The sequence below is a fragment of the Paenibacillus sp. FSL H7-0756 genome, assembly GCF_038006765.1.
Taxonomy (GTDB): Bacteria; Bacillota; Bacilli; order Paenibacillales; family Paenibacillaceae; genus Paenibacillus_AQ.
Genome location: NZ_JBBOVT010000002.1, coordinates 721176 through 736264, shown reverse-complemented (window position 1 = coordinate 736264; position 15089 = coordinate 721176). Strand labels below are relative to the sequence as shown.

Annotated in this window: 11 protein-coding genes; 10 read left to right on the top strand and 1 reads right to left on the bottom strand. The window is 51.7% G+C overall.

Going from position 1 to position 15089, the window contains the following annotated elements:
• Window positions 1-7 precede the first annotated feature (7 nt).
• From NST04_RS20015 to NST04_RS19985, 7 genes are all read left to right on the top strand, one after another.
• Window positions 8-967, top strand: coding sequence for a phosphotriesterase family protein (locus NST04_RS20015; RefSeq protein ID WP_341185802.1), 960 nt, complete (start codon window positions 8-10; stop codon window positions 965-967).
• Between the two features lie 21 nt (window positions 968-988).
• Window positions 989-2224 carry a sugar efflux transporter gene (locus tag NST04_RS20010; protein ID WP_341185801.1) on the top strand — a complete coding sequence of 412 codons (1236 nt, stop codon included), beginning with the start codon at window positions 989-991 and terminating at the stop codon, window positions 2222-2224.
• Window positions 2221-3354 carry a glycosyltransferase family 2 protein gene (locus NST04_RS20005; RefSeq protein WP_341185800.1) on the top strand — a complete coding sequence of 378 codons (1134 nt, stop codon included), beginning with the start codon at window positions 2221-2223 and terminating at the stop codon, window positions 3352-3354. Before NST04_RS20010 ends, NST04_RS20005 begins: the two co-directional genes overlap by 4 nt.
• 124 nt (window positions 3355-3478) lie before the next feature.
• Window positions 3479-4477, top strand: a complete 999-nt coding sequence (locus NST04_RS20000; protein WP_445667933.1) for an alpha/beta fold hydrolase — start codon at window positions 3479-3481, stop codon at window positions 4475-4477.
• Window positions 4478-4632: 155 nt separating this feature from the next.
• Window positions 4633-6135: an N-acetylmuramoyl-L-alanine amidase gene (locus tag NST04_RS19995; protein ID WP_341185798.1), complete on the top strand. Its 1503-nt coding sequence runs from the start codon at window positions 4633-4635 to the stop codon at window positions 6133-6135.
• Between the two features lie 126 nt (window positions 6136-6261).
• Complete coding sequence (locus tag NST04_RS19990; protein WP_341185797.1) at window positions 6262-7506, top strand: MFS transporter; 1245 nt, start codon at window positions 6262-6264, stop codon at window positions 7504-7506.
• Window positions 7507-7653: 147 nt separating this feature from the next.
• Window positions 7654-8988 (top strand): hypothetical protein, encoded by a 1335-nt coding sequence (locus NST04_RS19985; protein WP_341185796.1) that lies wholly within the window; start codon window positions 7654-7656, stop codon window positions 8986-8988.
• Between the two features lie 12 nt (window positions 8989-9000).
• Here the strand turns inward: NST04_RS19985 and NST04_RS19980 are convergent, their stop codons facing one another.
• Window positions 9001-11292, bottom strand: a complete 2292-nt coding sequence (locus tag NST04_RS19980) for an AraC family transcriptional regulator (RefSeq protein WP_341185795.1) — start codon at window positions 11290-11292, stop codon at window positions 9001-9003.
• Window positions 11293-11553: 261 nt separating this feature from the next.
• On the opposite strand from NST04_RS19980, the gene NST04_RS19975 reads away from it, so the two are divergent.
• Genes NST04_RS19975 through NST04_RS19965 form a run of 3 tightly spaced genes read left to right on the top strand, consistent with a single transcriptional unit; the run spans window position 11554 to window position 15019 of the window.
• A complete protein-coding gene (locus NST04_RS19975) occupies window positions 11554-12522 on the top strand; it encodes an ABC transporter permease (RefSeq protein ID WP_341185794.1) in 969 nt (322 codons plus the stop codon).
• Window positions 12523-12537: 15 nt separating this feature from the next.
• Window positions 12538-13407, top strand: coding sequence for a carbohydrate ABC transporter permease (locus tag NST04_RS19970; RefSeq protein WP_341185793.1), 870 nt, complete (start codon window positions 12538-12540; stop codon window positions 13405-13407).
• 43 nt (window positions 13408-13450) lie between these two features.
• The gene (locus tag NST04_RS19965; protein WP_341185792.1) at window positions 13451-15019 is read left to right on the top strand and encodes an extracellular solute-binding protein; all 1569 of its coding nucleotides are present in this window, start codon (window positions 13451-13453) and stop codon (window positions 15017-15019) included.
• Window positions 15020-15089: the final 70 nt, after the last annotated feature.

Below are 15089 nucleotides of genomic sequence, written 5' to 3'. Positions count from 1 at the left end.
AAATCCTATGACAAACATAAACTCTGTAACAGGGACTGTTGACAGCTCGCAGCTTGGGCCCGCTCTTATCCATGAGCATATGCGGGTCAGATCCGTCGAAGTCGCGACCCAATTCCCACATCTATACAACCGCAATGAAGAGCTTCAGCTGGCGAAGGAGCAGGTTCTGGCCGCCAGGAATGCCGGGATACAGACCATCTGTGATCCCACCGTCATGGGTCAGGACCGGGATGTTGCCTTCATAAGGGAGGTGTCCGAATGCACAGGCGTAACCATTATTGCAGCGACCGGAATGTATACTTGTCAGGACCTACCTGAGCCGCTAAGGAGAAAGAATATCGATTATCTCGCGGAGTTATTCATCAGGGATATTGAAGTGGGGATTCAGAATACGGAAATCAAGGCCGGCTTCATTAAATGTGCAACAGATGTTCAGGGCGTTACGCCGGATGTGGAGAAAATTATCCGGGCGGCTGCCCGCGCGCATAAGCGAACCGGGGTTCCCATTATGACCCATACCCACGCGGCGTCTAAGAATGGGCTGGACCAATTGGATCTGCTTGAGCAAGAAGGCGTCTCCGCCAGGGCAGTGATTATTGGGCATTCAGGGGACACCCATGACATGGCCTACTTATCTCAATTGCTGAACCGGGAAGCTCTGCTTGGCTTAGACCGGTTTGGTCTGTCAATCGGGATGTCATCCCGTGAACGTCCTGACCTGCTGCTGAAGCTGATACAGAGCGGTTATCACAAGCAGTTGCTGGTCTCTCATGATTATTGCGGGTCCATTGATTGGTGGGAGAGGGAAGAGGTGCTTTCTTTTGCCCCCGATTGGTCCATGACCCATCTGACCCGTGATGTCTGTCCGTATATCATACATCAAGGGGTGGACCAGGATATTCTAAGCGAGATCATGGTTAACAATGTACGGGAATGGTTTGAACATGCAGCAAAAGGTACCTACTAAATCATAACTGGAGACAGAACGATGAGAATGAATTCCGGTTTTCTCAAAGATATTATCAAAATGCCTAGTTTCGTAGCCCTGGTCTTTACCATAACCATGCTGGGACTCAGTGTATCGGCAACCAATCCCTTTTTATCGCTGTATTGTATTCAGGAGGCGGGCATGACTCCTTTGTCGTATGGCATACTGATGTCCATCACCATGGTCTTCGGCCTGTTCATCAGCACGTTCCTTGGCAAAGCCTCCGATACCCGATTCAGCAGAAAAACAATCATTATCTTCACCCTGCTCTCGACATCAGCCGCCTATGTGCTATTCGCCCTGTTCACCAACTATTATGTGCTGCTGGCCGTGTCGGCCCTATTCTTCGGAATATCGTTCGCTTCGTTCCCGCAGGTCTTTGCTTATGCCAGAGACTCCATCTCGAGGTCCAATATCAGTGCCATTAATCAGCCGCTGGCGATGAATATTCTAAGAATGTTATACTCCCTGGGCTGGATTGCCGGGCCGTCGATCGGTTCGGTTCTGGTTAATCAATATAACTTTTTTTACCTTTTTTTGATTGTAGCCGCTACATACATCTTCGTAAGCCTGATCGCCTTCATTCTGTTCCGCAGCCATCCTGTAACCCTAGCTGTTCAGGAAGACAAGCAGCCTGTACAGCTGGGACAATTCATTAAGCAGCCGCAAATTTCCTCTATACTGGGTACATTTATACTGCTCAGTATTGCTTCTTCGATGAGTACCCTTGTGCTGCCGCTGTTCTTCTCTACCACGATGCATGGGAATTATCAGCAGTTAGGCTGGCTCTATAGCATTACGGCGATTGTCGAGCTTCCCTTGATGGTTGTTGTCGGAGTGATGTCCAGAAAAATGGGCAAAACCGCAATCATCCTGATCGGTATCATCTCCAATGTCCTGTATTTCCTGGTGTTTGCCCTGGCTCACTCCATTATCCTGCTCTATTTCGCGCAGGTGCTCAGTGCCATTTCAGTGTCCATTATCATGGGCTACGGCATCAGTTATTTTCAGGAGCTGCTGCCGGAGGAGCCGGGAACCGCGACCACCCTCTACAGCAACACTTCCAGAATCGGCTCCTCCCTGGGAGGCGTGGTCTCGGGAGCCATATCAGGAATGTTCGGCTACCGTTCCGTATTCGTGGCCTGTATGTCTATATCGCTGGCGGCGCTGTCCATCTTCGGGCTGGTTAACACATCGAACCGGAGAACCATCCATAAGGAGGCCGGGAAAATATGAAGATAAGTATACTTGTATTGGCGTACAATATTAAAAATCTGGTAGCCGAATGCCTGTTATCGCTTAACCGCCAGGTTCAGGTGCCGGAAGGATGCTTCGAGGTCATTTTCGTTGACGACGGTTCAGATGACGGAACACAAGAGCGGATTACCGCGCTCGACCTTGATTATTCCTTGAAATACGTTTACAAAACGCCGGATGCTGCAAAGTGCAGATCAGCGGCCAGGAATCTGGGCGTGTCGCAGGCGGGCGGCGACATTTTATTGTTTTTGGACGGTGATCAGGTCGTAGAGCGGGACTTCATCTATCAGCATTGGAAGGTGCATCAGCTCTGCGGTGAGCCTGTAGTCGTGATGGGCCTGAGAGACTTTCTGGCTGAGGACAACCGGCTGCCGTTCAGCCAGGTGGAAGACAGTAACCGTTCGTCCTTAATTCTGGAACGCAGAGATCCGCGCCTGCCGGTCATCCAGCGGTTCTCGGAGAACGCGGGGAATATTGAGAACATCTGGGCTTTGCTCTATAGCTGCAACTTCTCAGCCCCCCGTCTAAACTACGAAGAAGCCGGAGGGTTCGATGAGGATTTTATTGAGTGGGGACTGGAAGATTGTGAGCTTGGCTACCGTTTATATCAGCAAGGTGCCAAATTCATCTTAAACACACAATGTATAGTCTTGCACCAGTATCATCCCACCACTTACGACGAGAAGAAATACCAGGGATGGTTCACGAATCTTGAATTATTCAAACACAAGCATCCCACGCTGGAGGTTGAGCTTCAGAGCATTCTCGGGGATTGGTTCGACCCGGCCCGCCGCAAGCCCTGGAAGGATGCTTTTATCCGGTATGAACTGGCGGTCCGGTCTGTAAAAGGCTTATACAATCAGATGAACAGCTTGTACAAAGTGGCAGTGATTCACGACGGCTCCGTTCCTGCGGAAGAGTGGCTCGCGAGAATCACCCGTGCGCTGGAATCACACAACGTCCTGGTGCTTGATTATTCCCGTTCGGACCTCCATCTGCTGATTCAGCTTGTTCCGCGGTCCTATGATCTGCTCTATTACAGACAGCCGTCTGCAGAAAGAGTGATTGAGGTTATGCAGTCTGTTGCTGTAAATCTATCCGTGCTGTAGCCGAGCCGCAGAGCGTCTGCCTGTTCATACTCCGTTCATATTCCCGTCATGAAGAGGACATCTTAAGCAAGTACACTCTTCATATACCGCTAAGGCGGATCAACAGAGATATAGACAGGAGAAGATGGATATGGCAGAGATGGCCGGAAAGAATAACGCTGAGACTAAGGGCCGCAAGAAGCGGCATTTATGGTTGAAAATAATCGGGGGCATTGTCGCAGCACTGGTATTGTTCATAGGCATCACGTATGTTGTCAATGCGATCAGCAACGGGAGCGAGAAGAAGAAGATTGAAACCTATGGCCAGTACGTCGAGGTAGACGGGAAAAAGATGAATGTGTCTATTCAAGGCAGCGGCAGGCAGACCATTGTCCTGCTGCCGGGGCAAGGAACTCCGTCGCCTGTGCTTGACTTTAAGCTGCTGATAGACCAATTGACCCCCTCCTACAAGGTGGTGGCCATCGAGCCTTTCGGTTACGGTCTTAGTGATGGAACGGATAAAGAAAGAACAACAGAGAATATCATCACTGAAATTCATGAGGCTGTGCAGCAGCTCGGGCTGAAGCGTTACATTCTGATGGGTCATTCCATTACAGGACTCTATGCCGTGTCATATGTGAATGCTTATCCGGATGAAGTGCAAGCCTTCGTAGGGATTGACAGCAGTGTTCCCAACCAGCCTGGCATGGATGTCAAATTGCCGCTGAAGGCGATGAAGTTTGCTAAAGATTCAGGTGTGATGCGGCTGCTAACAAAGTTGGGCGGAGATTCGTTTAAATCGCTTGACTATGATGAACGCACCAAAGAACAGATGAAATTCATCTCTGCCGTGCACGGCAATAATTCAACGCTGATGAATGAGCTTAGCCACCTCGGTTCCAATTTCAAAAACGGCTCAAAGCTGACATACCCGCAGGACCTGCCAATTCTGCTGTTCGCGCAATCCAATAACGAGCACAACAAGCAGTGGATTCCGCTGCATGAGGAGCAGGCGAAGCAGTCTGCACAGGGTAAATTGATCCCTATGGTAGGCTCCCATTACCTGCACCATACGAAGTACAAAGAAATCGCCGAAGAATTCAAGGAATACATGAAGACCGTTCAATTGAAGCAAGTCCAGTAAAGAGAATAGAATATTGCTATGCGGTACCCCACGGGGTGCCGCATTTTTATGTTTACCCAATTATAAATGTTCAATTCCGCAACCAATTCCATTTATTGGAGTCTAATTTAAGAATCAGCAATTCTACTATCAGATGAAATGGATGAGATGCACGCATGAAAAAATGTAGTTGGTTCCTCCTGCTGGCAGCGCTATTCTTGTGCTTCCCGCTCAGCGGACAGGCCAAAGCCGCTGCGAAGACAAGCCCCACGATTGTATTGGACGGTCAAGCCATCCCGATGCAAAAGAAAGACAAGGTTGAAATTGTTAACGGCAGTGTAATGGTTCCCCTGCGAATCATTGCAGAGAATATGGGAATGGGGGTCATCTGGAATCAACAGGTTGGAACCGTAACCATTCCGAAGGAATCCGGCAGCGTTGAACTAACCATTGGCCGCAAGGAGGCTTTAATCGATGGAACCTCCCATTCGCTGTCCACAGCGCCCCGCAACCTTAACGGAACCACGCTTGTCCCGTTAAGATTCATCAGCGAAGCCATGGGCGTCCAGGTGAGCTGGGACAACAGTCGCAAGGTGGTAGGCTTAACTTCAGCGGGAACTCCAGCAGCGCAGACGGATTCCGGGCCGGCTACAGATCCGGCCGTGATTGCTGCCCCATCAAATCCTGAAGGCACAGCTCCTCCGGCGGCCCTGCCCGTCATCGCAACAGGGACTTCAACGCTGAGCGGTCTCAGCTTCAGCGATAACCGCCTGATGCTTGCTTTTACCGGCGATGTCCAGCCGTCCGTACATACCGGAAACGAACCACTGCAGATCGTGGTGGAGCTTCCCTTAACGTCATTCTCCGCAGATTTCTTACAAACCGTCTTGTGGGATAGCAATACTCGGTCAGGGGAGCAGGCCATTACTGGAGTCCCGGGTGTCAGCAGGATGGCTTACGAGCTGTCAGGGACAGACGCTTCCACGGTACGGGTCACCCTGTTTTTGTCTGCTGTTATGCGTTACACCACTTATATAGAGGAGGACGCAGCCTACAGACTCCTGGTCGTTGACTTGAACCCCCTTTCACCGGAGCCTCTTCCTGTACAGCCGGTAACGCCGGTTCAACCTGGCAATGGCAAGAAAACTATTGTTATTGATGCCGGACATGGTGCTGCGGACCCCGGTACGATCGGAATCACCAAGACGCTGGAGAAGGACTTTAATCTGAGCGTGGCGCTCAAGGTGGAAGCCCTGCTGCTGCAGGATCCGGCCTTCCAGGTGGTAATGACACGCCGTGATGATACCTATCCCGCCAATAAAAGACGCGCAGAGATGGCCAATGAGCTTCAGGCGGATGCCTTTGTATCCATCCATGCCAATTCGGTCGAAGGACGGCCTGAGGTGCGCGGCACCGAATCCTATTATTACAGTCAAGAGAGCAGGGCTTTTGCTGATATCATGCACAAGCACCTGCAGGGGGCAACCGGCTTCACAGACCGCAAGGTTAAATACAACAAATTTATCGTATTGAAATATTCCAACATGCCAGCTACGCTGCTTGAGGTAGGCTTCTTGTCCAATGCTGCCGAAGAAGCCGCCCTGTTCTCCGATGATTTCCAGAACCGGGTAGCGGCTGCTATCGTAGCGGGACTGAAGGAATATTTCGGGGTGAATTGATCCACTCGGTCCCCGCATTTATAGCTTTAAAGATCGCGGTCCGCTCCGTATAATATAGACAGTGAAAGGAGAAACCAGCCTTAAGCAGCTGAGCGTATTCTATGGATAAATAGGAGGTTGAGAAGATTGAATCCGCATGAACATAGCGCGAATACGCCTGGCTTGTTCCGTAATCGCTTCCTGCAGACAATTTTATTATCGAGCGTGCTGCTGCAGATCGGGATCTGGGTGCGTAATTTTGCAATTCTGCTTTATGTTGCAGAGAGGACCAACAATGATCCCTACGCCATTTCGCTGATCAGCGTTGCTGAATTTGCGCCTATCTTTGTATTTTCCTTCATAGGAGGGACCTTTGCCGACCGCTGGAGGCCGAAGCGGACGATGATCTGGTGTGATTCCCTGTCTGCGGTATCGGTATTCGCCGTTCTGCTCAGCATTCACTTCGGTTCCTGGGAATCGGTGTATCTGGTCGCGTTCATCTCGGCTATTCTGTCGCAGTTCTCACAGCCTTCAAGCATGCGGTTATTTAAATTCCATGTGCCGGAGGAACAACTGCAGCAGGGGATGGCACTCTTCCAATCGCTGATGGCCATCTTCATGGTCCTTGGACCAATGTTAGGCACTTTCGTATACAGCACCTTCGGCCTTGAGATCTCCATCGCTGTAATGGGCGTGGCTTTTCTGCTGTCGGCACTTGTGCTTATTCGTCTGCCGGAGGATCATATGGAAGCCGGAACAGTTGCCGCGAAGGGGCAATTCCGTAAGGACTTCACCGAAGGCTTCCGGTATGTCTGGCAGAGTCAGGTACTGCGGATGCTCGGACTTGCGTTTGTACTGGCGGGACTTGCTGTAGGCGCATCCCAGGCATTGAATCTGTTCATCGTCACAGAGCGGCTGGGCAAGAGCGAAGAGTTCCTGCAATACATGCTTATGGTTAATGGTGCAGCCATGCTGATCGGGGGAGGGATCGTAGCCGCCTTCGCCAAAAAAGTTCCGCCCCAGCTGCTGCTCGCCATGGGGATGCTGGCAGGTGCCGTATGCACCACTATCGTCGGGTTCTCAACAAGTGTTCCGCTCACGCTCACGATCCAGTTCCTGAACGGGCTGATGTTCCCTTGCATTCATATCGGGATCAGCACAATGATTCTGAGATGGTCTAATAGCTCGATTGTCGGCCGGGTCAACGGGGTGCTGAATCCGATGTTCGTCGGGATGATGGTGGTATCCATGTCGCTGGCGGGTGCGCTCAAGAGTGCCTTTCCGCTCAGTACCATCTACAGCGGAGCCGGAATTCTGTTCCTCCTGGGCGCATTGATGATGTTGCCGATTATGAAACATAAGGCACCGGAGCAGGCACAGCCTGCACAATGAATAGGAAGCAGACAAGTGGAAACGGCTTAAGAGACCTGTCTAATGTCTAGGGATTAGTTCAGGTCTCTTTGTATTGCACCGGGAAATCTGCAACTATCTCCCATTTCTGCCGTCCAATAATTATAGAAGAAAGAAGGAGGTTTCAATGTGATAAAGCGAAAACTTCTAGTCCCGGCAGCAGCTATTTCTTTTATTCTGGCGCTGGCCGGCTGTACTGGCGAAGATAACAAAGAGAAAGCTCTTAACAGTAAGAGCTCTGCGCATCCTATTTCCAGCCCCAAAGACGACGTTAGTACGCAGACTATAACATCAAGCCTGGAAGATCTCATGTTCAGAGCGGAGAGGAACTCTGCCGGAGATCTTGTGGCCAGGCCGATAGGTCTGCCGGAAAACAACTATTCGCTAAGCGGAGGACCGGCCGTTGAATTGCAGGGGAAAAAATATCACACCATACATCTCTTTTTCGGAGACCATAACGCAATCAACGCATTAATATCCCATGATCCTGCTACGGATGAAGTACATGTAAGATGGAGTGATACATTGAACTCATCAGACAATCGCTGGAATAATTCATTTATGAGCAGTTACAATATGCTGTTTCCAATGGATGAAGACCGTCTGTTGTTTCTGGAATCGGAGTTGACGGAGAAAGCAGGGCAATACCACTTGTCCGCTTACAATATAAACACGGGAGCTATTGAACGGCTCCGCGAAGACTTTTGGCCGCTTACACCTGATTACGATTATATTTATAAGCAAGAATGGAGAGCAGATGAGCAAAAGCTTTTCCTGCAAAGCTACCTTGGAAATGTATGGATCTTTGATCTGAAGACAGGCAAGGATGATGTGCATCTATTGAAATATCCTGTCATTCCTCATTCGACGAGTGGAGCGCCTTCTCTCTTTCTTGCTCCAACGCTGGAGCGGTTTGTCCATGATGATGAGAGCGGACAATTGACATTCTACAATAATAAAGGCGTTGCGTTACGCAAGATAGCATTGCCCGCGAATCAATATGTGCCATCTGAGAAAATAAAGTGGAACCCGGCGGGGACCATTGCCTGGATGGATCAATCCTTGAATGACCGCAAGCGAATCCTGGATATCGATATTGATTATTTAAAAATAGCTCCGCAGGTCATACACTTCTACGATAAGGACGGGCTTCCGATTGCTTCCATTCAAGCGGAAGACAGCAATGAGGATTCGGCAGTGGAGGTTGCAGGATGGAGGGATGCTAATACTGCAGTGATGAAATCCTATACGTTAGTGCCTTCGCCCACGGGCTATTCAGCGCCGAAGGCGAAGGATACTTCTTACTTTCTCTATGATGTAAAAAACAACAAGAAGAAGGGAAGCTCTTCTAATTCTATACCGCCTGATACAACGGTTATTTCAGATCGTGAAGCCGTGGGCACAGGGAATAACGGAAACATTATTGTTAGTTATACGGAGATAACTTATAAAGACAGGAATTGAGATTCTCCCTCCTCATTCCTCCCCCGAAGCCGGAGCCTGGCCCGGCAGATCCCCGGCAGCCCGCTTGCGGTACTCACCAGGCGTTAAGCCGGAGGCACGCTTGAACATACGGATGAACGAGTTCACATTCTGGTAGCCGACCTGAAACGCGATATCTTGGATGCGCAGGTCGATGTTCATCAGAAGAGCCTTGGCCCGCTCGATGCGTAAGTTGTTAAGATATTCGCTGAAGTTGATACCGGTCTTCTCCTTGAAGATGCTCGACAGATAGCCGGAGGTCAGATTCAGCTTGTCAGCTACGATGTTCAGAGTGATGTCTTCCCCGTAATGCTTATCCAGGTACTCCAGCACGAAGCTGATGACCGGATCCCGGGTCTCCGAGCCGCTGCGGACCACCGCAAGCACCGGAGTCACAATCTCCCGGAGCCATTCACTATACTGCTGTGTGGAATAGAAGGCGGCCAACGGCTCACCGGACAGGGCCGCAAGCAGCCCGATTTCAAGCTCCGGCAAATTGAGCTTCTGGATTGTTTTGCCTGCCTGCTCTGCAACCCCCACAGCAAAAGCCCGGAAATCCTCCGCAGCGGCATCCTTATTCGACAGTTGCTCCAGCTGACGGTCTATCCAGCCGATGACCGCCTCTTCGCTGCCGGACTGCAGCAGATTATGCAGCTCTTCCCCGTGTGTGACCTTCAGATGAAAGGCCTTGGCCGACGAGGCACGCGGCTCTACAATAATCTGTGTCTCCCCGTTCAGTCTGCGTTCCTTTAGCAGCTCGGACAAGTTATGGTAAACATCCGTAAACGGTGTTTCCCCTGAATATACCGGGCTGACCGCTATCGTAAGGTAGAGGGAAGGCTCCTCTGCCAGCAGCTCCTGCAGCGTGCCCAGTACTTGAAGAATGCTGCTCTGCGGACCGGGATCGAAGAGCAGCAGCAAGAGCAGATCCTGTTCGGGCTGCAAGGCGACGGTCTCGGATTCCTCCCCGGTGAACAGGCGCTGAATCAACTGCCATAGGGCCAGCGTATGCTGCTCCGGCTCCTCCGGCAGGCGGGTGAAGCTGAGCTTGAACAGGATGGAGGCATACGGCCGTTCGGAATGCAGCGCATCCTCCAGCTCGCTCAGGCTTGCGCCCAGCGGAATGTTTTTCACCTTATGGGTATACGCATACTGGCGGACCAGCGAATTCTTGTGCGCCAGATCGTTCTGGATGAACCGGTTGTTCTCCAGGATCGAGCTCAGGCGGTCGCCGATAATGGCGAACTCCTTAACGCTGCTCACCTTGCCGGGAGCTCCGCCGGATTTGCGGTCGAACGTGGCGATCAGGCGCTGGAGCGGCTGGTTCAGCCGGTAGCTGAACAGGAGGGAGAACAGGAGGCTGACCAGTACCGCAGCAGCGAGCAGAACGGCGAGCAGCAGCCGCATGCCGCGCAGCCCGCTCGCAATGGCGGCAACCTCGGTGACCCGGACGTAGGTGAAGCCGGTCTGTGCCCCTTTTTGATAGAAATAATAGTTATCCCCGATCCGCTCATGTGAGTTTGCAGTAACGGCATACTCTAGAGCTGGCAGCTCCGTCTCTGTGGTGGAGAAGAGCAGACGGTCCTGCGCATCCATTATATAGAAGGGATTCTTCCCGGCATCACCATACGCCTGCTCCAGCCGCTGCGGATTCAGCATCACAATGCCGTAGACCTCTTCGTAAGGAATAGCCTTGATCATGACCGGCATCAGCCGTCCGAGCGGACGCGAGGAGTTCATCGTAGTCTCTGTGAAGGAGGCGGCAGGGAGGACCTTCAGATATTGGTTGTCCATGGACTGGCGGCTCCAGAAGTCCGCCGGATATTCCCCGCTGTAATAATACTTGCCGAACATATCAGCCGCGGTACTCAGCCCCTCTTTCTCAAGCACATAGTCCTCCGCCTTGAAGTACAGAATGAAATTCTCAATATGCAGAAAAGGATTTCCGTACAGCGTCATCAGATCCGACTTGACCTCATTTAGAATATCATAACGCCGGTTCTCCTTCAGATGGCTGAGAATGCCCAGGTTGGCCGTCCACGTATCCGACTGGGTCAGCGCCAGAATCATATTCTGGGTCAGCCGGAAGTGATTCTCGTATCCCTCCACCGTCTGCTTCAGACTCTGCTCGTTCTGCCGGACTACCTCCTGATAGACCTTCCCGCTAAGATATAGATGAGAGAACAGATTGAATGAAGCCAGCAGCAGGATAACGCTCAAGAAGCTGAGCATGAGCTTAACGAACAGGCCGCTAAGGGCAAATTGGCTGGTAAGCGGTCTCTTCATAGGTATTCCCCCTTCAGTTACAGCCGCTTGGTTGTCGTTTTATCCTATCATAGCGGCCCAAAGCTGACACGCACAATATGCACTTTTACCGATTTATACACCTTAACCGGGAAATATGCAGATCGGAAGAAAAGTTATATAACATGCTGATAGCGCTTCCCAAAGCAATGCCGCTATAATTCGGAGACAAACCCCGGAAGCAGAGGGGAAGTTAGCTGACATTAAGTGAGCTGCATCATTAAGAACAAGAGGGGAATGCCTATGGCTCAAACGAGTGTAGTACCTGACAATTTGCGAGAGGAATTGAAAGATCCTTACCGGCGTCAAGGGCGTCTGCTGCGGACCTGGAACCATAACAAAACACTATGGCTGCTGTTCCTGCCGTGCCTGCTGTACTATCTGATTTTCCGCTATGCACCGATGTTCGGCCTCGTCATTACGTTTAAGGATTATAATCTGTTTAAAGGAATCTGGGCCAGTGACTGGGTGGGGTTCAAGTATTACCGGATGTTTTTTGAGAATCCTGACTTTTGGCCGCTGATGAAGAATACTCTGCTCCTGGGCCTATACAAGCTGGTGTTCGGTTTCCCGGCTCCGGTGATCCTGGCGATTCTGCTGAATGAAGTCCGTAAGGCCGCGTTCAAAAAATTCGTGCAGACCGTCAGCTATCTGCCGCATTTCATCTCAAATGTCATTGTGGCGAGCATGGTTATTATGTTCCTGTCACCGACCGGCGGCCTGATTAACAATCTGCTGGGCACCTTCGGGATTGGACCGGTTAACTTCATGAATGAGCCGGGAATGTTCCGGGGTATCTATGTCCTGTCGGAGATCTGGCAGCATATCGGCTGGGAGACCATCATCTATCTGGCGGCATTGACGGCAATCGATCCGCAGCTCTATGAAGCAGCCGACATGGACGGGGCCAGCCGGATGCGCAAAATATGGCATGTCACACTGCCCGGCATCTCACCGGCGATTGTCATCACGCTGATTCTGAATATCGGCAAGGTGCTGGAGATTGGCTTCGAGAAGGTGTTCCTCATGCAAAACCCGGCGATCTACGATACGGCCGACATCATCAGCACGTATGTGTACCGGGTCGGGATGGAGCAGGGGAACTTCAGCTACGGTGCCTCCATTGACCTGTTCATGGGCATTATCAGCCTGATCTTCATCTATAGCGCCAATTACATCAGCCGCCGTGTCAGTGAGACAAGTCTATGGTAGAGGAGGGGTGTGGTGATGAGATCACCGAGAATTTCCTGGTTTAATGTGATCAGCACGTTCTTTCTGCTGGTGGTTGTGATAATTACGCTCTACCCGTTCCTGCACATGCTTGCGGTGTCTCTGAGCAGCGATGTCAATGTCATCAAGAACACGGTTTCGTTCTGGCCCAAGGGCTTCAATGTGAAGATGTACGAGCTGGTGCTGGGAGACCCGAAGATCTGGACGGCCTATAAAAACACGCTGATCTACACCGTGCTCGGCACGCTGATCTCGCTGGTGGTTACGTCTACCGGAGCCTATGCGCTCTCCCGCCGGGATATGGCGCTGCGCAGGACCTTCACCATGCTGATCGTCGTCACGATGTTCTTCAGCGGCGGGATGATCCCGACCTTCCTTGTGGTCCGCTCCCTGGATATGGTGGATACTGTGTGGGGCATGGTGCTGCCGGGCGCGGTCAGCACCTGGAATCTGATTCTGATGCGGACCTTCTTCTCCGGCATTCCCAAGGAGCTGGAGGAATCCGGGCGAATGGACGGATTGAATGATATCGGGATATTCATGCGTATTATCATTCCGCTGTCGAAGGCTTCCTTCGCTACTATTGCTTTATTTTATGCGGTGGGCATGTGGAATAACTTCATTTATCCGCTCCTGTATCTGCGCACCCCGGACCTGTTCCCGCTTCAGGTGCTGCTCCGAAATCTGGTGCTGGCAGGAAGCGCAAGCTCCGGGGATGTAACCGGCATCGGAGGAGACAATCAGGTGGTTGAAGAGTCGCTTAAATATGCAACGATTATGGTCTCTACGCTGCCGATCCTCACGGTATATCCGTTTGTTCAGAAGTATTTTGTCAAAGGCGCCATGATCGGTGCAGTGAAGGGCTGATCCGGCCCTGAACCATAACTACTACTTAAGGGAGAGATGAAGAATGAACAAATGGAAGTCTGTAATGCTGCCCCTCGCGGCAGCGGCAATACTGGTGAGCGGCTGCAGCGGGGGCAATAACAATAATGCCTCACCTGCTGCCACGGCTGCACCGGGCGGAGAAGCTGGGGCCGCCACTGCGGGAGCGAAGCAGGCACATACCTTCACCGCACTCCTGGACAACAACCCAACCTTTCCGTATTTCAAGGACTGGCCGGTGTGGGGCTGGATCAAGGACCAGACCGGCGCCACCCTGGAGGTGCAGACCCCATCCGGGAAGCTGGCTGAAGCGCTGAACCTGGCGGTGGCCTCCAATGCGCTGCCGGATCTGATGTATATGCCCAACCGCAAGGAATCGAACAAGTTCGGCCAGCAGGGGGCACTCGTAGACCTGATGGAGTACATGGACAAGCTGCCGAATCTGACCGCCTGGATGAAGCAATACCCGGATGAGGCGAAAGCCGCACTCTCCGCTGACGGCAAAATGTACATGTTCCCGAACCAGGGCTTCGGAGAGACGAACCGGATGATCTGGATGTACCGCCAGGATGTTTTTGACAAAGAAGGGATTAAGGCTCCCGCTACCTATGATGAGCTGCATACGGCTCTGAAGACGCTCAAGGCGAAATACCCGGACAGTTACCCGCTGTCGGTCCGTTACGGCCAGATCCCGGATGAGATGAATGCGAATATGACGGTTAACTATAGGACAGGCGAAGGGGCTTACTACGATTTCGATGCAAAAGAATGGCGCTATGGGCCGACAGAGGACAGCTACAAGGAAATGGTCGGCATGTGGAAGCAGTTCTATGACGAAGGGCTGATTCCGCCGGACTTCCTCTCGCTGCAAACCAAGCAGTGGCAGGACATGGTGTCCACCGGCAAATCTTTTGTAACCGTGGATTATATCAGCCGGGTGGACTTCTTCAATAATGCGATGCGCAAGGAGAATCCGGAATTCAATATGCAGTTCATGGCTCCTCCCGCAGGGCTTGAAGGCGGCAAGCAGCTGAACCCTTACTTCCATTACATGGAGGGTGGCCTGACGGTAGCTTCAACCTCCAAGAATATCGAAGATATCATGAGTTATATGGACTTTTTCTATTCGGAAGAAGGCCGGACGCTCAGCAGCTGGGGTGTGGAAGGCGAGACGTATGTGAAGGAAGGCGAGACGATCAAGTTCAAGCCGGAATTCACCGATGTGATTGAAATGCGGAAGCAGACGGGACTTCAGACCAGCGGAACGTATACGTGGATTGACTTCAATGCCCATCTGTCCCTGTTCTCGGCTGACCTGAAGCATGCTTATGAAGAGGCTGTCAAGTATGATCCGGCCAACATGCAGCCGCGTCCGGCCTTCACCGAGAAGGAGAATGAAGTCATCTCGATCACCGGACAGGCGATCAAGAAGCACCGCGATGAGAGCTTCGCCAAGTTCGTGACCGGCTCCCGCAAGCTGGCGGACTGGGATAAATATGTTGAGGAGATCAATAATCTGGGCGTCGACAAGCTGCTCTCGACTTACAAGGAGGCGTATGACCGCGTTCAGAATATTCAATTAAGCAGCAAGTAATTGCAGGACAGAACCGCTGAAGCACAGGCAAGGCATTCAGGGTATTCGCTTGACCATTATAAGGAGGCGC